Here is a 20062-nt window from a genome sequence, read left to right as displayed (position 1 = left end):
AGGCTCAGACCGCGACGGCCACGTCCTGGTGGGCGTCGAGGGTGGCCAGGTAGCGCTCGGCGTCGAGGGCGGCGGAGCACCCCGTGCCGGCCGCCGTGATGGCCTGGCGATAGCTGTGGTCCACGAGGTCTCCGCAGGCGAAGACGCCCGGCACGTCGGTGGCGGTCGTGCGCCCCTGGACCACGACGTAGCCCTCGTCGTCCAGCGTCACCTGACCGGTGATGAGCTCGTTGCGCGGGTCGTGCCCGATGGCGATGAACAGCCCCTTGGTCTCCAGCTCGCGGGTGTCACCGGTCACTGTGTCCCGCAACGTGATCGACGACAGCGGGTCGGGTCGCCGTTCAGGGCGGTGACCTCGGTGTTCCAGATGAACGAGATCTTGGGGTCGTTCTGGGCGCGTTCAGCCATGATCTTGCTGGCACGCAGCTCGTCGCGCCGGTGGATCACGGTGACCGTGCGACCGAAACGGCTGAGGAAGGTGGCCTCCTCCATCGCGGAGTCGCCGCCTCCGATGACGACGATGTCCTGGTCGCGGAAGAAGGCTCCGTCGCAGGTGGCGCACCAGGAGACGCCGTGCCCGGAGAGCCGGTGCTCGTCGGGCAGGCCGAGCTCGCGGTAGGCCGAGCCCATGGCCAGGATGATCGAACGGGCGCGGTGCACCTGGCCGGACCCGTCGGTGACGGTCTTGATCTCCCCGGCGAGGTCCACCTCGACGACGTCGTCCCGCACCAGCTCGGCACCGAAGCGCTCCGCCTGCTCCCGCATGTTCATCATGAGCTCGGGTCCCATGATCCCGTCGGCGAAACCGGGGTAGTTCTCGACCTCGGTCGTGTTCATCAACGCACCGCCGGCGGTGACCGACCCCTCGAAGACGAGCGGAGCGAGGTTTGCGCGGGCGGCGTAGACGGCGGCGCTGTACCCGGCCGGGCCGGACCCGATGATGATGACCTCACGCAGCCCGTCGCTCGAGGGCTGGACGGCGGGGGTCAGGCCGACCGGATCGATGAAGTTGGTCATGAGGTCCTTCCTGGAGGGCGCGCCGGGGCGCGGGCCGTGCGGATCGTGTACTCCCAAAACCCCGCCCGCGCCCGACTTGTTCCCGGCCCGTCGAGCGGTGGGCCGCACGGTCGACCCGTCTCCTGGAGGCTCCTCCCGACGGTCGGCTTCCTAGGTCCGCCCCCGGCGTGCGGGGACGGGCGCCCTCAGGGGTCCGAGGGCCAGGCGGCGTGGTCCAGCGGCAGCGGAGGAGGCGCGGCGGCGTCGCCCGCCGACTCCGCCACGGTGGTGCAGGGCCACGGCATGAGAAAGGCCTCTCCCCGGTCACCCGACGTGCCCAGGAGGACGACGACGGGGTCGTCGGACAGTTCCGCCTCGGCGGCGTGCACCGAGTCCCACCGGTGGGGGGAACCGGTGGCGGACCAGCACCCGGCGACCTGCGACCACGTCAGTCGCCCCGCCTCGGCCTGCGGGGTGCTCCCGTCGGCGACCTGCTGCACACGCCCGAGGTAGTCCTCGCGCGTCACGGTGCCCAGCGAGCCCAGGATCTGCACGTCCTCGGGCAGGCTCGGCGCGTCGGCCGCCATCATCGAGCCGGCCGCATCCTCGGTTCCGCCCTGTGCACCTCCGGCAGCCGCCCCGTCGTCCATCTCCGTCGCGGAGTCGCCCGACCTCTGGTCGGTGACGGCGTCCTCGTCCGCGCCGGACCCGTCGTCGCCGGCGTCGTCCTGCCCGGCACCAGCGTCCGCCTGCCCACCCGCGCCGGCGGCGTCGGCACCGGAGGGGTACTGGGCCGCGGTGTCCATCGCGGGGCGCGAACCGAAGATGCCTCCGTCGAGGGCCTGGCCCAGACCAACGGTGGTGGCGAGCAGTCCGGCGGCCGCCACGCCCAGGATGGCCACGGCCCGGCCAGGACGGCGGTGGGAGCGTTCGGCAGCCAGGTCCACGAGGTGGTCCGCGGGCCGGGGTCGGGACGAGGGCCGAGCAGCGGCGTGGGCCTCGACGGCCAGCCTGGCCTCGATCCGGCGGACCAGGTCCTCCGGCATCGGACCCGGGTCGGGCAGGGAGGACAGCAGCGCACGGATACCGGTGGGGTCCGCCTCGGAGCCGGGACCGGAGGAACCGGGGTGCGATGCGTCGGTGGGCGTCACAGGGCGGCCTCCTCGCGCGACGTACGGGCCGGGGTGCTCCGGCCGGGGGCGGACCGGCCGGGGGGTCCGGCACGGTGGTGGCGGGCCGGGTCCGGCCCACGGGTGTAGGACGAGCGGCCCGGCGCCACGGTTCCCGACGGGTGCGTTCCGGAGGCCGAGGACCTCGTGGCGGGCCGGGGGGAGGATCGGGCCCGGGCCGCAGCACGTCGCGGGGCGCTCATCGCCGACCCTCCGGGGCGCCGTCCGCCGTCGGCCGCAGCAGCCGCGCCATGGCCTCCCGGCCGCGGGAGCAGCGGGACTTCACGGTGCCCTCGGCGACCTCGAGCACCGCGGCGGCCTCGGCCACGGAGAGCCCGTGCATGTCGACCAGCGTCAGGGCCAGCCGCTGGCCCTGCGGCAGCTGCGCCAGGGCGGCCCGCACGTCCAGCCGGACGTCGACGGCGTGGTGACCGTCGCGCGGCTCCACCGGTTCGTGGTCGGCGATGTCCAGGGTGGGACGCACGCGGCGCAGCCGGTCCAGGCACGCGTTGACCGTGATCCGGTGCAGCCAGGTGGTCACCCGGGCATCCCCGCGGAAGGTGCCGGCCCGCCGGAAGGCGTTCAGGAAGGCGTCCTGGACGGCGTCGGCGGCCACCTCCGGGTCCCGGGTGGTGCGCAGGGCCAGGGCCCACATGCGGTCCTTGTGCCGGCGGAAGATCTCACCGAAGGCGTCCGGGTCCCCGGCCTGGTGCAGACGCATGAGCTCCGCGTCGTCCACGTCCACCCACCCCCGCACCGGTGCCACCACCCTCGTCGATCAGCCGACGGTGATCTCCCGCACGCCGACGATCTCCCCGGCGGGCGAGGTCCACGCGCGGTCGAACCACAGCACGAGGTAGCGACCGGTGGCGGGCTCCTCCGGGCTCACGGTCCAGGTGCCGGTGGCCGCCTCGTCGCTGCCGAGCGCCGTCGCGCCGTCGATGGTCGGCTCGTCGGCGAGGTAGAGGGTCGCGCCCATGTCACCCTCGGCCAGCTCGACGACGACCTCGGAGACCTCGGCGCCCTCGCCGAGGTCGAGGACCAGACCGGTCCCGGTCTTCAGGCTGCCCCAGCCGGGGGAGAGGTAGGTGTGCGAGGTCCAGGCGGTCCCGGGATCGCCGTCGACGGCCAGGGGGGCCAGGTCGTTGCGCTCGTCCCCGTCCCCCTCTGGGTCGAAGGAGGTGATGCCCTGGACGGTCGGACCGGCGCCGTCGGCCGGGGCGGGGGCGGGTGCGGCCTCGCCGGCCTCGGTGGTGGCCGCGGCGTCGGTCGCGGCTCCGTCGTCACCGCCCGCGCCGGTGGTGGCTGCCGCGTCGTCGGTCGCTGCGCCGCTGTCGTCGGTCGCGGTGGCCACGGGGGCCGCCGGGTCGTCGGGCTCGTCCTGACCCATCCCCCGGATCGCGCTCCAGCCGAGCACCCCTGCCAGTCCCAGCAGCCCGACCAGGACCAGGGCCACCACGGCGGTCTGGGCTCCGGTGGAGCGCTCCTCCTCGAGCCCCACGGGACCGGGGGCGGCGGCGGGCCGGGCGCCCGTCGAACGGCGACGGGGGGAGGGCCGCTCCCCGGTGCTGCGCACCCCCAGCATCTCGGCGGTGGAGGGCCGCTCGGACGAGGGGTCCACCGCCGGTCCTCCCGCGGCCGTGACCCGTGGGCCCGGGCCGCCGGTGCGGTCGGCGCCGGCGTCGAGCAGGTCACCCATGTCGTCGCCGTCGTCCACCCGGTAGTAGGGGCGGGGGACCACGGCCGTGACGTCGGAGCCCTCCGCGGCGGTGTCGTCGCCGCGCAGGTGCTCGGTGTCGGCCGGGTGCGCCGCCGCGGCGGCCGCCGTGGCACCGGCGGCACCCGTCAGCGCCCCCGAGGCCGGGTCGCCGCCCCGGTCGGGTGTCGGGGCGCTCAGCGACGGCGGACGGGAGCCGTGCACTATCTCCGAGGCCCAGGGGGACAGCTGGCGGGCCAGCTCGCCCGGGGTGTGGGGCGCCCGTCCCAGGTCGGCGCCCGTCCCCAGCACCATCCGGCACAGGGCGTCGAGGTCCCCGGGAACGCCGCCGACAAGCTCGGACGGGGCTGGCAGCGAGTCGTCGGCCAGCCGTCGGGCCAGCCGGACACCGGGCATCTCCTCGCCCGGCCACCGGCCGGTGAGCCCGGTGTAGAGCAGGCTCACCAGGTCTGCGGTGTCGATGATCGAGGCCTCGTCGGCGGTGACGTCGTCGGTGCCCTCCAGCGCCGAGGCGACCCCCACCCCGGAGACCTTCACGGTGCCGTCGCTCGTGCGCAGGACGGAGTGCGGGTTCAGGTACAGGTGGTGCAGGCCGCGACGCCGGGCCGACTCCAGGCCGGAGGCGGCCTCCCCGACGATGCGGCGGGCCTCCTCGGGCGGCAGGGCGGCCTCGGAGACGAGGGAGGCGAGCGACTCGGCCTCGCTGAGGCCCTCCTCGACGATCCAGCTCAGGCCGTCCTCGCTCCCGACGTCCAGGACCCGGACGAGCCGGGGGTCGTCGACGGAGGCCACCCGGCGGGCTCCGTCGAGGGCGGCCTGGGCCGTACCGGCGTTTTCCCCGCCGGCCGGCAGCACGGTGACCGCGACCAACCGGCCGAGCGTGACGTCCCGGGCGGACCAGTAGTCCAGCGTGCCGCCCTCGCGGCGGGCGAGCAGCTCGTCGAGGGCATAGCGGTCACCGAGGACGGTGCCCACCTCGAGCCGGTCCATGTCGCTGTCCTTCCGGTCGCCGACCCCGGACGGGGCCACGTCGTCCCAGCCTAGTGTGCCGGGGGCCGCCGCCCCGGGAGCCGCGGTCGCGTCCGGCGTGGCCTCCTGGGCCGCGGCCGCCCCGCCCGGACCGCCGCGACCGACCCGTCGGGACACCCCGGGGATCCTGGCGAGCAGCGGTCGGGCCACCTCGGCGAGCTCACGCACACCGAGGAGGTGGGCCAGCACGGCATACATCGCCAGGTAGAGCAGACCGGCGGTGCCCAGGGACAGGACGGTGCCCGTCCAGCCCAGCCACCCCACGCTCTCGGCGTCCAGCTGACCGCTGGGCAGCCAGCGCAGCAGCAGCCACGTGGGGACGGCGGCCAGCAGCGCGGCGCCGGAGGCCGCCAGGAACGTCCGGGCGACCTCGCGCAGCCCGAGGCCCGGCAGGCGCCGCCGGGCCGCCCGCAGGCCCAGGACGGCGGCGGTGAGCTGGCCCGTCGCCTGTCCGGCGGCCGCCGTGACCGCCGCCCGCTCCGGGGGCCCGACGAAGGCGAGCACCAGGACGACCAGGAGGATCGCGGTGATGGACAGCTGGAAGCCGAAGGGGGTGCGGCCGTCCTCGAAGGAGTAGAACACCCGTGCGCACAGCAGGTAGACGCCGTACGGGACCAGGCCCAGGCTCAGGACCATGACGATCGGGGCCATGGCCGAGGGGTCGGCGTTCGTCGGGAAGATCACCCGGATCAGGTACGGCGCGAACATGATCATGGCCACGCTGATCGGCACCATCGCCGTGCCCAGCAGGCGCAGGCCGCGGGCCGTGCTGTCGGCCATCGAGGCCAGGTCGCCCTGCGCGGCGGAGCGGGAGAGCACCGGGTAGATCGCCGTGAGCAGGGACAGCGCCACGAGGGAGTGCGGCAGGATGAAGATGAGGAAGGAGTTGTCGTAGGCCGCCCGTGCCGGAGCCGTGGGCGCCGCGACGGCGACCCACGCCAGCAGGTTGTAGACGACGAGCAGGCCGACCTGGCTCACCCCGACGTCGGCCAGGGACCATCCCGCCATCCTGGAGGCCGACCCCAGCCCGACCCCGCGGAACCCCCAGCGGGGTCGCCAGCGGAAGCCGGTGCGACGCACGGCCGGGACGAGCACGACCGCCTGGACGACGATGCCGAGGGTGGCCGAGCCGGCCAGCAGCCAGATCATGCCGGCGGTCCAGGCCTCCAGCGGGAGGGCGGCCGGGTCGGCCGCCTGCGGGTAGCGCCGCATGAAGACGACGATCCCGGTGATGGCCACCACGTTGGCCAGGGCCGGCGACCACATGAACGCCGCGAAGCGCTGGTGGGCGGCGAGCACCTGGCCCAGGAGGGTGTGCAGCCCGTAGAAGAGCATCTGCGGGATGCACAGGTAGGCGAACAGGATGGCCAGGGACAGCTCCGGGCCGCCCCACTCCCAGCTGAGGTTGTAGACCTTGGTGCCCAGGGGGTCAGCGCGACGAACAGGACGGTGCCGCCCACGAGGATGGCCACCGCCAGGGTGAGCAGCCGGTCGGTATAGTCGCGGCCCTCGTCGCCGCGGACCAGGCCCTTGACCAGCTGCGGCAGCAGGACGACGTTCAGCACGCCCGCAGCGAGCAGCACGTAGATGGTGTTGGGCAGGGTGTTCGCGGCCTGCCACACGTTGGCCGCGGGCGTGATGATCCCGATCGCGGCCGCCAGCAGGGCGGCACGGGCCAGCCCCAGCACGCGCGAGACGAGCGTGCCGCTGGCCATGACGGCGCTGGACCGGGCCAGGGACGCCGAGGTCGAACCGCTCACGGGTGCTGCTCCTTGGTCGGGGTGCTCGGGGTGCTCGGGGTGCTAGGAGCGCCCGGCGTGCTGGGGGGTGCCGGCGTCCCCGGCGTGGCCGAGGTGCCCGGCGTGGCCGAGGTGCCCGGCGTGGCCGAGGTGGTCGGGGTGGTGGGCGCGGCTGTCGCTGCTGCCGGTGCCGCCCGGTCCGGTCCAGGGCGGCGCAGGGCGCGGACCGTCCCCATCACGAGCAGCACCCCGGCGAGGCCGCCGAGCACCCAGTAGATCCAGGTGCCGGTCGGTTGGACGCGGACGTCGACGACGGCGTCGTCACCCAGCTCGGTGCCGTTGGGGGTGGTGAGCTCGGCGGTGACCTGCGTCTGGCCCCGGGTGACCGCCCGGGCGCTGAAGGAGACGGTCGCGCGGCTGCCCGGCCCGATCGAGACCGGGCCGGGCTGGTCGACGACCCGGAGCAGGGCTCGGTCGGGGACCAGGCGGGCCTGCACGTCGTGCACGGCCACGGGCAGGTCGTTGATCACGGTGACCTGCATCAGGCCCTGGTCGGACAGGAAGTTGATGGTGCTCGGGTTGGCGTGCACCCGCGCACGGGTCTCCGCGCTGAGGTCGCGCAGCGTCCTCCACGTCCGTGACCACGGGTCGGGCGCGCCGCGCCACCGCGCCGACCACAGCCCGGGCAGCACCGGCTGCCAGGAGCGCACGGCGTCGGTGTCGGCCAGCACCTCGGTCAGCCCGTCCAGCTCGTCCTCGATCCGCACCAGGCTGCGGGCGCGACCGGGGTCCAGCGGCGACGCCGCGGGTGCGAGGTATGCCGTGAGCCCGCCGAGGACGTCCTCCTGCGGGGCCACCACGGTCAGCGTGGCGGGGGGCAGGTCCCCGGCGGCGGCCACCAGGTCGGCGGCGCGCACCGGCTCGGTCCACGTGGCGGCCTCGAACCCCTCGACCACCTGGTCCAGGAGACGCAGCGGGACCACGGTGCCGCGGGGTGGCGCCAGGACCATCGACCGGGCCGTGTCAGGGGCCTCCTGGTGGGCGGCGAGGGTGTCCGCGAGCAGGCGCTGCGTGACCGCTCCGGCGCCGACCTGGGCGGTGTCCGGACCGGCGTCGGCCAGCAGGCCGGCCATGCGGGAGTCGCTCCCGAGGGCGGTCACTCCCGGCACGTCGGCGAGGGGCACCGCGGCAGCACCCACCGGTGCGGTCGAGCTGCCCGTCAAGGATTCACGTGGAACCACGACCCCTTCGAGCACGCTGCCGCCGTCGTCCGCCGGCAGAAGGCTCCCTGCGCCGGGTCCCTCGTCGGGGTCGGTGCGGGCGTCCCACCACCCGGCCAGCGTCGAGATCTCGTCCGTCGACGGGGCGTCGGAGACCGGCCAGGCGACCGTCGAGGTGCCGCGGCGCAGCAGGCGGGTCAGCTGGGCGGGCGGGTCGACGGGCTGCCGGTCGAGCAGCCGCTGGGCCGTGCCGTCCGCGACGCCGAGGTCGACGAGGGTGGACAGGTCGGGGTCGTCGGTCGGCAACCACCACAGGCGTGGTCCGTCCACCCGGGCGAGCCGTCCGCGCAGACGGGTGAGGGCCGTCTCCACGTCCTCGGCGTCGAGGCCGTCGAGGTCAGGACCGTCGGCGTCCGGGTCGTCGGTGCCCGTCCCGGCGCCGTCGGTGGTGTCGTCCCCCGGTCCGGGGGGTCGTCGACCCCGCCCTCCGGCGAGGGCGCGGGGGCCGGGACCGCGGTGGCGGTGGCCTCGTCCGACGACGTGGTCGGCGCGGGCGAGGCCGTGGGGAAGGACGTGGCCGGCGGAGCCTGGGTGGCACCGCCCTGGGCCCCGTCCTCGGGGTCCGAGGTCGGGGCAGGCGCCGGGGCCGGGACGGCGGTCCGCGAGGGATCGTCCTCCGTGGGATCCGTCACCTGGTCGTCCTCCGTCCCCCCGTCCTCCGGCCGGCCGTCCGGTTCCTCCTCCGTCCCTCCGGAACCGTCTCCCCCGGCCCGGTCAGCGAGTCCGCGGGGGAGAGCGTCCGCAGCAGGGCCGGGTCCACCATCCAGGTGACCCCCGGCAGGTCGAGACCGTCGAGCCAGGTCCGCGGGGTCGACGCCGGGCCGACCGCGGAGTACCAGGCGGGGTTGCGCACCTGCGGGTCCGGGCTGACGAGGGCCGGGTCGGCCGGAAGCGTCAGCGGCACGACCCAGGCCAGGGACAGCGGCACCGCGGGCGGTTCCTGGGACGCCTCCACCGTCAGGACGGTCCGCAGGCTGACCGCGTCCGCGGCGGTGGGGTCCGTGCGGGTCTCGGCGTCCTCGGCCGTCAGCCGCAGCCCCAGGACTCCGCGGTCGGCGACCCTCCCCGCCAGCGCCTCCGCAGGCACCCGGACGGAGAACGGCAGCTCACGACCGGGAGCCACGACCGGACCGATGGCGTCGTCCCCGAGGACGCGGCCCGCGACGAGGCCGGGGTCGGTGGCCTCCACCCAGTCGGTCACCGCCTGCCGGGTCCCCAGCGGCTCCCACGTCGCCGCGACGGTGAGGCTGGTCAGCCGTCGGCGCCGCTGCCCGTCGTTGACGACCCGGCCCCGCAGCTCCAGCGGCTCACCCGCCCGGGCCACCGCCGGGTCGACCTCGTCCAGCACGATGCGCACGCCCTCGGTGGAGGTGGGGTCCTCGTCCTGGACCGAGGCGGCCGGCACGGGGGTGGGCGACGGGACCGGCGCGCTGCCCGGTGCCGCCACCCGCGGGGAGGAGGCTCCTCCCGGTCCGGCCACGGCTCCGGGCTGCCCGGAGGACAGGAGCACCAGGCCGGCCAGGAGACCGGTGGACACCGACCGGGCGACCCGGCCGGCGTCGCGCGGGCGCACGACGGCGCGGAGGGCGGCAGCCCGGGGACGGGCCGCCCACGCGGCTCGGCGGGCTGGACGCGGCACGTCGTGCTCAGGCGCTCCGCGTGAGGCGCTGCCACGCCTCGCGGGCGATCCGGCGCTCGTTGGGGAAGGTCAGCTTGCGGTGCACCTCGTCGAGGGGGACCCAGGCGGCGTCGATCGCCTCCTGGTCGGGGTCCTTCTCGATGGTGAGGTGCCCGCCCGTGGCCTCCAGCAGGTAGTGGTGGACCATCTTGTGGATCCGGTGGGAGGGGGTGGTGAACCAGTACTCGATCGTGCCCAGCGTGATGATGAGCACCCGCCCCCCCCGGATCCCGGTCTCCTCCTCGACCTCCCGCTCAGCCGTCTCCACGAGCGTCTCGCCCGGCTCGACGTGGCCCTTGGGCAGGCACCACTCGATCCGGCCGGACCGGTTGCGACGGGCGATGATCGCGATCCGCGCCCGTCCCTCGTGGACGTCGATGACCACCCCGCCCGCGGAGGTCTCGCTCACCGACGGCAGGCGTCTGCTGACGCCCTGGTGCCGGGGAGTGGTGGTCATCCTCACACTGTAACCACCCGTCCCAGAGGCTGCCCACAGGTTCGCGGGCCCTCCAGCGGGGTCGCCTACCCTGGGGGGCGATGTCCACTCCTCCGACCGCCGACGGCGCGCTGCTGCTGCGCGCCCTGCGTCATCTGACCCCCACGCTCCCGCTGCTCACCGAGATCGGAGGGCGCTTCGTGGACGCCGGCCACGAGGTGGCCCTCGTGGGCGGACCGGTGCGCGACGCGTTCCTCGCCAGGACCTCCCCGGACTGGACCTGACCACCTCCGCCCGCCCCGAGCAGATCGAAGCTGTCCTGGCGGGCTGGGCCGACTCGACCTGGGACGTGGGCCGCGAGTTCGGGACCATCGGGGCCCGCAGGGGAGCGCAGACCCTGGAGATCACCACCTACCGGGCCGACGCCTACGAGCCCGGGTCCCGCAAGCCCCTCGTGGCCTTCGGCGACAACCTGCAGGACGACCTCGTGCGCCGCGACTTCACGGTCAACGCGATGGCCCTGCGGCTGCCCGACATGGTCTTCGTCGACCCCTACGACGGTCTGGCGGACCTCGCGGCCGGACGTCTGCGCACGCCCACCACGCCCGAGATCTCCTTCGGGGACGACCCCCTGCGGATGATGCGGGCGGCCCGGTTCGCGGCCCAGCTCGCGCTCACGCCGGCCCCGGAGGTGCTGGCGGCGATGGAGGGTATGGCGTCGCGCCTGTCCATCGTCTCCGCCGAGCGGGTGCGCGACGAGCTGGTCAAGCTCAAGCTCCTGCTGGGCGACGACCCCCGCGCCGGTCTGGAGGTCATGGTCGACACCGGCCTGGCCGACCACGTGCTGCCCGAGCTGCCCGCCCTGCGCCTGGAGGTCGACGAGCACCACCGGCACAAGGACGTCTACGAGCACAGCCTGACCGTCCTGCAGCAGGCCATCGACCTCGAGGACCCGCCCCTTCCCGAAGGCGCGGACGAGACGGACGACGCGGACGAGGCGGACCAGGCGGACAAGACTGACGAGACGGACCAGAGGGAGCAGAGGGAGCAGAGGGACCAGAGGGAGCAGAGGGACCAGACGGACCAGGCGGACGACGACCGCGTCCCCGGCCCCGACCTGGTGCTGCGGCTCGCCGCGCTGCTGCACGACATCGGCAAGCCCGCGACCCGCAGGTTCGAGCCCGGCGGCGGGGTCAGCTTCCACCACCACGAGCTCGTCGGCGCCCGGATGGCCCGCACCCGGCTGCGGGCGCTGCGCTTCGACAAGGACACGGTCAAGGTCAAGGCGGTCAGCCGGCTCGTGGAGCTGCACCTGCGCTTCCACGGCTACGGGGACGGCGAGTGGACCGACGCGGCCGTGCGGCGCTACGTCACCGACGCCGGCCCGCTGCTGGGGCGCCTCCACCGGCTCACGCGGTCGGACAGCACCACCCGCAACCGCCGCAAGGCCGCACGCCTGGCGACCGCCTACGACGACCTGGAGCGGCGCATCGACCGTCTTCGCTCCGACGAGGAGCTGCGGGCCGTGCGCCCCGACCTCGACGGGCACCAGATCGGGCAGGTCCTGGGGATCCGCCCCGGCCCGGTGCTGGGCCGCGCCTACAAGCACCTGCTGGCCGTCCGGCTCGACCAGGGACCGCTCGACGAGGAGGCCGCCCGGGCCGAGCTGCTGCGCTGGTGGGCCGAGCAGCCCGAGTCCGCCCCACCTGGTGACACCGGCACCGGCGCCGGTCGGGCCGTGGGGCAGGCTCCCTCCGCAACCCTGCAGGGCACCGGCACCGGCACCGGCACCGGCACCGGCACCGGCACCGGCCCCGGCACCGCCGGCGCCGTGGCCGCGCCGACCGCCCAGGGAGGCCCCGCCGCCGACGCCCCGGAGCCGGGGGATGGCTAGACACCGCCTCCTCCAGGAGCGCCCCGCGCCGGCGGTCGAGGCCCCGGGTCCCGACGCCGGGCGAGCCCGCGCCGTCCGTGCACGCCGCGACCGGCGACGTGGTCGTCGACGGGTCCGCGCCGGCTCCCTCGGCGAGGCCCTGCTCTCGGTCCCGTGGGTCACGGTGGTGCTGCTGGCCCTGGTCGCCGTCGCTGCTGTCGACCTGCTCCGCCCCGCCGTCTACGCCGCCACGACGACGATCACCGCCGGGTCGGACTCCTCGGCGGCACGGGCCGCGGTCGACCTGACCCGCACCGACGTCGTCGACCGGGTGGAGGAGCGGATCGAGCTGGAGGAGGCGTGGCGCGGCGGGGTCCGGGTGGACGTGGACCGGGCCGACGGCGGCCCCCCGAGGTCCTCGTCGAGGGTCGCGCCGGCGACCCGCGGCTCGCTGCGCTGGCCGCGGACACCGCCGCGTCCCTCGCCGTGGCCGACGCCCCGGAGGACCTCACCCTCAGCGCGCCGGCCGAGGTGCCGACCCGTCCCGTCGGCGAGGGCCCGCGCTGGTGGGTCGTGGTCGCCCTGCCCCTCCTACTCGCCGCCGCCCTCGCCGAGCACGCCCGTGCCCGGCGGGAACGCCCCGGCGGGAGCCCGACGTGAGCGGCACGGCATACCCCGGTCCGCAGGCGGCCCCGGACCCCGGGGGCACCTCCGGCACGGGCGGCGCCACCGCGGTGCCCCCGGGGGAGGAGGCGCTGCCGTCCCGGGCGCGCCTGCGGGCGATGCGGGCCTACCGGCACGCCCTGCGGGTGCCGCCGGTGCCGCGCGACTTCCGCGCCGACATCGAGGGCATGCGCGCGATCGCGGTGATCGGGGTGGTGCTCTGGCACGCCGGGGTGACCCTGCTGCCCGGCGGCTTCGTGGGGCGTGGACGTCTTCTTCGTCGTCAGCGGCTTCCTCATGACCGCCCTGCTGCTGGAGGAGGCGCGTGCCCGCGGGCGGGTGGACCTGGGGCGGTTCTACGCCCGACGCGCCCGACGGCTGCTGCCGGCGGCCCTCACCGCGCTCGCCGGGACCGCCCTGCTGACGGTGGCGTTCATCCCGCGGACCCGGTGGGGGGAGATCGGCGGCGACCTCGTGGCGTCGGCGGCCTACCTGATCAACTGGCGGCTGGCCGACCGGGCCGTGGACTACCTGGACCTGGAGCGGGCACCCTCGCCCGTGCAGCACTACTGGTCGTTGGCGGTGGAGGAGCAGTTCTACATCCTCTGGCCGGTCCTGCTGCTCGTCGTCCTCGTGGTCGCGCGTGGACGCGCCCGGGTGTTCACCACCTGGGTGTGGACCCTCACCGCGGTCCTGCTCCTGGGGTCGCTCGGACTGTCCTGGTGGTGGACCCAGGAGCACCCCTCGCAGGCCTACTTCGTCACCTTCACCCGGGTCCACGAGCTCATGCTCGGAGCGGTCGTCGCCCTGGGGGCGGCCGCGTGGCCCCGCCTGCCGCGAGTGGCCGCCGCCGCCGTGGGGTGGCTCGGGCTGGGGATGATCGTGGCGTCGCTGCTCGTCATCGACCTGACCACCCCCTTCCCCGGGACGTGGGCGCTGCTGCCCACCGTGGGCACGGCGCTGGTGATCGTGGCCGGGGCGGCCGCAGGTGGCTGGGGGCCCGAGCGGCTGCTGCGCGCCCGTCCCCTGCAGTGGGTCGGACGGATCAGCTACAGCCTGTACCTGTGGCACTGGCCCTTCGTGGCGGCCGCGGCCTCGGTCGTGGGCGTGGGCAGCGGGGGACCGGACGCGCTCCCGGTGGCCTGGGGGCTGGGCGCCGTGCTCGTCTCGGTGGTGCCGGCATGGCTGTCCTTCCGGTACGTCGAGGAGCCGGTGAGGGTGCGGGGGCGGGTGCTGGCCCGGCGGGTGCCGCCCGGCGTCGTCACCCAGCGGGGGCTGCGGCTCGGGCTGAACTGCTCGCTGGCGGGGGTGCTGCTCGGTATGGCGCTCGTCGCCCTCGGTCCGACGTCGCTGGCTCCGGGGACCGTCGCGTGGCGCACGCCGCAGGTGGTGGACGAGGTGCGTGCCCCCCTGGGGGCGGGCACCCTGGCGGGAGGCACCGGGGAGGTCGGGGCCCTGGCCTCGGCCGGCCTGGGCAGGTCGGCGTCCGCCGAGGCCGGTGACGGCGCAGGCGACGGCGGGACGGCGACCGCCGACGGCGACGGCCTCGCCGCTGGGGCGGGCGGCAGCGGTGAGGGCGGGGACGATGGAACCGCGACCACGACCGCGACGGCGGCCCCGGCGCCGGCGCAGCCCGAGATCCCCGACGTGCTGCCCACCCTCGCCGTGCCGCTGGAGCAGGTGGCCGACGACCGCCCGGTGATGGAGCCGGACGGCTGCTTCGTCGGCATCTCCGGGAGCGAGGTGGGGGTCTGCGAGGCGGGTGACCCGGAGGGTGACGTGACCGTGGGGCTCAACGGAGACAGCCACGCGGGGATGTGGATCACGGCGCTCGACGAGATCGGGCGGGACCGTGGCTGGCGGATCGTGTCGCTGACGAAGTCCTCCTGTCCACCTGCCGCGGGCGTGGAGGTCGAGCGTCCCGGGCAGCGCGGCGGGACCTACGACCAGTGCACCGCCTACCAGGTCGGCGTCGACGAACGCTTCGCGGCGCTGGAGCCCGACGTGGTGCTGCTCTCCTCGGCCGCCTACGACGTCCCTCCGGACGAGCTGGCGGCCGGCATGGCCCGGCGGGTGGACAGCCTGCGGGCGGGGGGCGCGGTCGTGGGGATGGTCCGGGACGTCCCCCGCGTGCCGTTCGACCTGCCCGAGTGCCTGCTCGACAATCCCGACGCGGCCAGCGCCTGCGCCTTCCCCCGGGAGGAGGGCATGGTGCGTTCGGGGGTGGGTCAGGACGAGCTGGCGGCGATGCGTCCGAGCATGCCCGTCCTGGAGTTCAACGACGCCGTCTGCCCGGGGACCGTGTGCTCCCCCGTGCTCGGCGGCGTCGTGGTCTGGCGGGACACGAACCACCTCTCGGCCACCTACGTGCGCTCCCTGCGCGACCTGGTCGAGGAGCAGGTCACGCCGCTGGTCGAGGCCTCCCGGCTGCCGGAACCGGCGCGGACCGTGCTGCTGGAGGGGACCCGCCTGGGGGCGGCGTCCTGAACGGGGCCCGCTCGTCCGCGATCCGCCACAGCAGCCAGGCCCAGGCCAGGGCGCGCAGCAGGACGACGACGGCGTAGGCCAGGGGAGGCAGCCCGCGGCCGGGGTCGCTGTCGAAGGCGATGTGCAACCAGGTCGCCACGAAGTGCAGGGTCTCCGCCGCGGCCCAGACCAGGTGCTCCCACCAGGGGCGGACCGAGAGCACCAGCAGTGGCAGCAGCCACATGCCGGACTGGACCGACAGCGACGGTGCGGTCAGGGCGACCACGGCGGTGCTCGCCGCGGCGAGCTGGACGGCGCCCAGCCTGGTCCGCCGGGAGAGAAGCACGGCCAGGGCGACCGCGGCGACCCAGCCGCCCACGGCCACCCAGGTCGACGCCGTCGTCAGGAGGGGGAACCCGACGAGGCGGGGCAGCATCTGGAGCGCGCCGTAGCCCGCACCCTGGGACCACCACTGCTCGGCGGCCGTCAGCGCGCGGGGCTGCACGGCGACGAGGGGGACGAGCAGGACGAGGGCGGCGAGGGCGGCCCCGACGACCGCCTGGGCGGCACGCAGCGGGCGGCCGTCGCGGACGGCGACGAGCACGAGCGCGAGGAGGACGAGCAGGGGGAACGGTCGCACGAGCAGGGCCCAGCCCAGCAGCGCGCCCGCCAGCCAGGGACGTCCGCGCTGCCACGCCCACAGGGCCAGGAGGGTGAGCACCACCCCGAGCAGGTCGGTCGAGACCAGCGCCAGGGGCACCAGCACCGGGCTGAGCGCCAGGTGCGCCCCGCCACGGGTCGCGGGGGCGCAGGGCGACGGCGGCCACGACCCCCGCCCCCAGGAGCACCAGCGCGAGCAGGATCCAGCCGACGAACACGCCCTGCTGGGCGCCCAGACCGGTCCCGGCCTGCGGGGAGACCTGGGCGAGCAACCACATGACCAGCCCTGGCAGGGGTGGCTGGCTGGAGGGGATGTCGCCGCTCCACGGCAGGAGCCGGTCGGCCAGCGGAGAGCTGACGTGGACGACCGGGACGTCGGAGTAGCAGGCCCGCCAGAACTGGTCCGGGGTGCTCCACCCCTTCATCAGGCAGTGGCCCTTCTGCCAGACGCCGAGCGAGAGCATGCCCGAGCCCAGCAGCACGAGGGCGGCGGCCACGCCGGCCAGGCCGTGGCGGCCGACGACGGCGTGCCGTCCCAGCGGCCCGCCGACGAACCCCGTGGCCCGGGCGACGAGAGGGTCGCGCCACGACGGCACCCGCCAGGGCACGTCGCGGCGTCGGCGTCGGCGCTCGCGGGACGGGACTCCGGTCACGCGGCCGGGGTGGCCCTCGCCGACGTGGAGGAGCCGTCCCCGGGCTGCCCGGCGGCGTCACCGGATCCGCCGCCGCCGCTCCCGCCGGCGTCACCGTCGTTCCCGCCGGCGTCGCCGCCGTCACCTCCGCCCGCGTCACCGCCGTCGCCCCCGCCGTCGCCTCCACCGGCGTCCCCCGGCGGCGGGGCCGGCTGGGTGGGCTGGGCCGGCTCCGTGGTGGGAGGTGCCGGATCCACCGGCTCGGTGGGCGCCGGGGTCGTCGGTGCCGGGGTCGTGGGCGCCGGGGTGGTCGGCTCAGGGGTCGTGGGCTCCGGCTCCTGCGTGGGCTTCGTGGTCTCCGTGGGCTCCTCGGTCGTCGGCTCCTCGGTGGTCGGGTCCTCGGTCTCCTGGGTCGGGGCCGGCGCCGGGGCCGGCTCCTGCGTGGTCGGGGCGACCTCCTGCGTGGGCTCGGGCGTCACCACCACCTGGTCGCCGACGCCGGCGCGCTCCGGGAACGGCAGCACCTCCTCCCCGTCCAGGGCCAGGCGCATGAACTCGCCCCAGACCTGGGCCGGGAACGTCCCGCCCGTGACCTGGTCGAGGCCGGCGACGTCCTGCATCGGCACGGTGCCGTCGCCCTTGTACATCACCACGCCGGCGGCCAGCTGGGGAACGAAGCCGTCGAACCACGCGGAGACGTTGTTCTCGCTCGTGCCGGACTTGCCGGCGCTGGGGCGTCCCAGGTCCCCGGCCGTGGTGCCCGACCCCTGGGTCATGACGTAGGTCATGGCGTCGATGACGTCGGCGGCCACGTCCGCCTCGATGCCCTCCTCGGTCTCCGGCTCGGCCTCGTAGGTGGTCTCGCCGGCGGCGGTCTCGACGCGCTCGACGAGGTAGGGCTGCGCGCGCTCGCCCTCGGCGGCGATGGTGGCGTAGGCGTTGGTCATCTCCACCAGCGTGGGGGAGGCCGTGCCCAGGACGTTGGTCAGGTCCTCCCCCAGACCGGGGGTGTCCTCGGGCAGGCCCAGGTCCACCGCGGTCTCGACCGTCTTCTCCGGGCCGACCTGCTCGTTGAGCTGCACGTAGGAGGTGTTCACCGACTCGGCGAGCGCCACGCGCAGGTCGAGCAGTCCGAAGGAGATGTCGCGGAAGTTGCGGACCTCCACCTCACCGCCGCCGGTGCCGAAGGTCATCGGGCTGGGACCGGGCAGCTCGGTGTTCGTCGAGATCCCCTCGCCCACGGCCGCGGCCAGCGTGATCGGCTTGAACAGCGACCCCGCCTGGACCTGGGCGTCGGTCGCGGCGTTGAGCTGGGTCTGCTGGTAGTCCTCCCCGCCGTACATCGCGGTGATCGCCCCGTCCCCGGGACGCACCGCCGTCAGCGCCGTGGTGATGTCCTCGGCGTTCTCCCCGGTCGGGGCGAACGCGTCGACGGCCTCGATCGCGGCGTCCTGGTGCTGCTCGACGATCGTCGTGGTCACCCGCAGACCGCCGGAGTCGATGGCCGCGTCCTCCAGCCCCAGGAGGTCGCGCAGGTCCTCGCGGACCTGCTGCGCGACATACCCCTGGACCCCCTGGACCGCGGTGGACGGCGGGGTGGGACCGACCTCCGGGAAGGAGGTGGAGTCCCGCTCGCCCTCGCCGAGCCAGCCCTCCTCGACCATCCCGCCCAGCACGTAGTCGACCCGGTCGCGGGCGCGCTCCTCGTTGCCCTCGGCGAAGTCGGGGTCGAAGAGCGACGGCGCGTTGGTCACGGCGGCCAGGAAGGCCCCCTCGCCGACGCTCAGCTCGGAGACGTCCTTGTCGAAGTAGGCCTGGCTGGCGGTCTGGATCCCGTAGGCGCCCCGGCCGAAGTAGACCGTGTTGAGGTAGTTCTCCAGGATCTGGTCCTTGGACTGCTCGTTGTCGATCTTCACCGAGATGACCAGCTCGCGGAACTTGCGCTCCAGCGTCTGCTCCTGGGTGAGGTAGTAGTTCTTGACGTACTGCTGGGTGATCGTCGTCGACCCGCTCTGCACGCCGTCGCCGCGCAGCGTGCGCCAGGCGCCCCGCGCCAGACCGGTGACCGAGATGCCCTCGTTCTCGTAGAACGAGCGGTCCTCGGCGGCCAGCACGGCCTGCTGCACGTGCTCCGGCACCTCCTCCAGAGGCACGGACTCCCGGTCGAAACCGCCGGTGAAGCGGGCCATCTCGGTCTCGCCGTCGGCGTAGTAGAGGATGGTGCTCTGGGCCTCGGCGAAGTCGTTGGGCTCGGGTACGTCGGTGCGCGCGTAGGCGTACGCCACGGCGGCCACGACGAGCAGGACGGCCAGCAGGCCGAGGCCGAGAAGCCACAGCAGGACGCGACGCAGACGGCCGGGACGGCGACGGCGTCGGCCCTTCGCCGAGCGTCGGGCGGGCTGGGTGCGGGAGGTGCTCACCGCCCCATTGTGCCTGCGTCCCCTGACGGCCCTGCCGGAATGCCCGGGTAGGCTGGGCCGTTGACCGTCGCGGAGGGGGCGGCCCTGTGCGGGACCGCCTCTGTCGTGCCGGGGCCCTGCGGGCGCCCTGGAGAGTCGTTTTCCGGTCAGCCCCGTCGGGCTGACCCAGCAGTGAGCCTCAAGGAGAGATGTATGACGTCGGTGCGCGTGGCGATCGTGGGGGTGGGCAACTGTGCCAGCTCCCTGGTCCAGGGTGTGGAGTACTACAAGGACGCCGACCCGTCGGCCCCCGTCCCGGGGCTGATGCACGTGCAGTTCGGCGAGTACCACGTCCGCGACGTCGAGTTCGTGGCCGCCTTCGACGTCGACGCCAAGAAGGTCGGGACCGACCTGGCGGACGCGATCGGTGCCAGCGAGAACAACACCATCAAGATCGCCGACGTCCCGCAGACCGGCATCACGGTCCAGCGCGGGCCGACCCTCGACGGTCTGGGCAAGTACTACAGCCTGACCATCGAGGAGTCCGACGCCGAACCCGTCGACGTCGTCGAGGTCCTCAAGGACGCCGAGGTCGACGTGCTCGTGTCCTACCTACCGGTCGGCAGCGAGGAGGCGGACAAGTTCTACGCCCAGTGCGCGATCGACGCCGGGGTGGCCTTTGTCAACGCCCTCCCGGTCTTCATCGCCTCCGACCCGGTGTGGGCCAAGAAGTTCGAGGACGCCGGCGTGCCGATCGTCGGGGACGACATCAAGAGCCAGGTGGGCGCCACCATCACCCACCGGGTCATGGCCAAGCTGTTCGAGGACCGGGGCGTGGCGCTTGACCGCACCTACCAGCTCAACGTCGGCGGCAACATGGACTTCAAGAACATGCTCGAGCGCGAGCGGCTGGAGTCCAAGAAGACCTCCAAGACGCAGGCGGTGACCTCCAACGTCGCCCACCAGTTCGCCGACCGCGACGTGCACATCGGCCCCTCGGACTACGTGCAGTGGCTGGACGACCGCAAGTGGGCCTACGTCCGCCTGGAGGGCCGCGCCTTCGGCGACGTGCCGCTGAGCCTGGAGTACAAGCTCGAGGTGTGGGACTCGCCCAACTCGGCCGGCATCATCATCGACGCCATCCGCGCCGCCAAGATCGCCAAGGACCGCGGCCAGGGCGGCCCGGTCATCGGTGCCTCGGCCTACCTGATGAAGTCCCCGCCCGTGCAGATGCACGACGACCTGGGGCGCGCCGAGGTCGAGGCGTTCATCCGGGGCTGATCCGGAGGCGCGGACGGGACCGCGGTGGCCGCACCGACGCGGGC

General features: G+C 74.9%; 13 protein-coding genes and 1 pseudogene. 5 read left to right on the top strand and 9 right to left on the bottom strand.

Translation table 11 applies throughout. The features are described 5' to 3' along the window. Nucleotides 1-4: 4 nt before the first annotated feature. From trxB to ACQ95T_RS19135, 7 genes and pseudogenes are all read right to left on the bottom strand, one after another. Nucleotides 5-1017: pseudogene (trxB, locus tag ACQ95T_RS19165) on the bottom strand (thioredoxin-disulfide reductase). 185 nt (nucleotides 1018-1202) lie between these two features. Next, on the bottom strand, nucleotides 1203-2147 hold the full coding sequence (locus ACQ95T_RS19160) for a hypothetical protein (protein ID WP_425943398.1): 945 nt from the start codon (nucleotides 2145-2147) through the stop codon (nucleotides 1203-1205). A 217-nt stretch (nucleotides 2148-2364) separates the two neighbouring features. Next, nucleotides 2365-2886: an RNA polymerase sigma factor SigM gene (gene sigM / locus ACQ95T_RS19155; RefSeq protein ID WP_425943397.1), complete on the bottom strand. Its 522-nt coding sequence runs from the start codon at nucleotides 2884-2886 to the stop codon at nucleotides 2365-2367. Between the two features lie 57 nt (nucleotides 2887-2943). Next, nucleotides 2944-6246 (bottom strand): murein biosynthesis integral membrane protein MurJ, encoded by a 3303-nt coding sequence (locus tag ACQ95T_RS19150; protein ID WP_431473320.1) that lies wholly within the window; start codon nucleotides 6244-6246, stop codon nucleotides 2944-2946. 421 nt (nucleotides 6247-6667) lie between these two features. Continuing rightward, nucleotides 6668-8242 (bottom strand): DUF6049 family protein, encoded by a 1575-nt coding sequence (locus tag ACQ95T_RS19145; protein WP_431473319.1) that lies wholly within the window; start codon nucleotides 8240-8242, stop codon nucleotides 6668-6670. A gap of 316 nt (nucleotides 8243-8558) precedes the next feature. Continuing rightward, on the bottom strand, nucleotides 8559-9503 hold the full coding sequence (locus ACQ95T_RS19140) for a hypothetical protein (RefSeq protein WP_431473318.1): 945 nt from the start codon (nucleotides 9501-9503) through the stop codon (nucleotides 8559-8561). A 73-nt stretch (nucleotides 9504-9576) separates the two neighbouring features. Further along, entirely contained in the window at nucleotides 9577-10065 is a 489-nt protein-coding gene (locus ACQ95T_RS19135) for an NUDIX domain-containing protein (protein ID WP_431473317.1), read from the bottom strand. An 80-nt stretch (nucleotides 10066-10145) separates the two neighbouring features. Here ACQ95T_RS19135 and ACQ95T_RS19130 point away from each other — a divergent pair, with 80 nt between their 5' ends. The 4 genes from ACQ95T_RS19130 to ACQ95T_RS19115 all read left to right on the top strand — a co-directional run bounded on the left by ACQ95T_RS19130 (nucleotide 10146) and on the right by ACQ95T_RS19115 (nucleotide 15067). Further along, nucleotides 10146-10328: a hypothetical protein gene (locus tag ACQ95T_RS19130; RefSeq protein WP_431473316.1), complete on the top strand. Its 183-nt coding sequence runs from the start codon at nucleotides 10146-10148 to the stop codon at nucleotides 10326-10328. Beyond that, the gene (locus tag ACQ95T_RS19125; RefSeq protein ID WP_431473863.1) at nucleotides 10319-11938 is read left to right on the top strand and encodes an HDIG domain-containing metalloprotein; all 1620 of its coding nucleotides are present in this window, start codon (nucleotides 10319-10321) and stop codon (nucleotides 11936-11938) included. The genes ACQ95T_RS19130 and ACQ95T_RS19125 overlap by 10 nt, the downstream gene beginning before the upstream one ends. 339 nt (nucleotides 11939-12277) lie before the next feature. After that, a complete protein-coding gene (locus ACQ95T_RS19120; RefSeq protein ID WP_431473315.1) occupies nucleotides 12278-12577 on the top strand; it encodes a hypothetical protein in 300 nt (99 codons plus the stop codon). Nucleotides 12578-12844: 267 nt separating this feature from the next. Next, nucleotides 12845-15067 (top strand): acyltransferase family protein, encoded by a 2223-nt coding sequence (locus ACQ95T_RS19115; RefSeq protein ID WP_431473314.1) that lies wholly within the window; start codon nucleotides 12845-12847, stop codon nucleotides 15065-15067. Here the strand turns inward: ACQ95T_RS19115 and ACQ95T_RS19110 are convergent. Both ACQ95T_RS19110 and ACQ95T_RS19105 read right to left on the bottom strand, forming a co-directional pair. Continuing rightward, the gene (locus ACQ95T_RS19110) at nucleotides 14982-15812 is read right to left on the bottom strand and encodes a hypothetical protein (RefSeq protein ID WP_431473313.1); all 831 of its coding nucleotides are present in this window, start codon (nucleotides 15810-15812) and stop codon (nucleotides 14982-14984) included. The genes ACQ95T_RS19115 and ACQ95T_RS19110 overlap by 86 nt on opposite strands. Before the next feature lie 543 nt (nucleotides 15813-16355). Continuing rightward, complete coding sequence (locus ACQ95T_RS19105; protein ID WP_431473312.1) at nucleotides 16356-18758, bottom strand: transglycosylase domain-containing protein; 2403 nt, start codon at nucleotides 18756-18758, stop codon at nucleotides 16356-16358. 192 nt (nucleotides 18759-18950) lie between these two features. Between ACQ95T_RS19105 and ACQ95T_RS19100 the strand changes: the two genes are divergently transcribed. Beyond that, nucleotides 18951-20018, top strand: coding sequence for an inositol-3-phosphate synthase (locus ACQ95T_RS19100; protein ID WP_425943388.1), 1068 nt, complete (start codon nucleotides 18951-18953; stop codon nucleotides 20016-20018). Nucleotides 20019-20062: the final 44 nt, after the last annotated feature.

The sequence above is a fragment of the Ornithinimicrobium carbonis genome (assembly GCF_050703245.1).
Taxonomy (GTDB): domain Bacteria; phylum Actinomycetota; class Actinomycetes; order Actinomycetales; family Dermatophilaceae; genus Ornithinicoccus.
The sequence above is the reverse complement of the archived record's forward strand: the minus strand, read 5'-3'. Positions and strand labels throughout refer to the sequence as shown.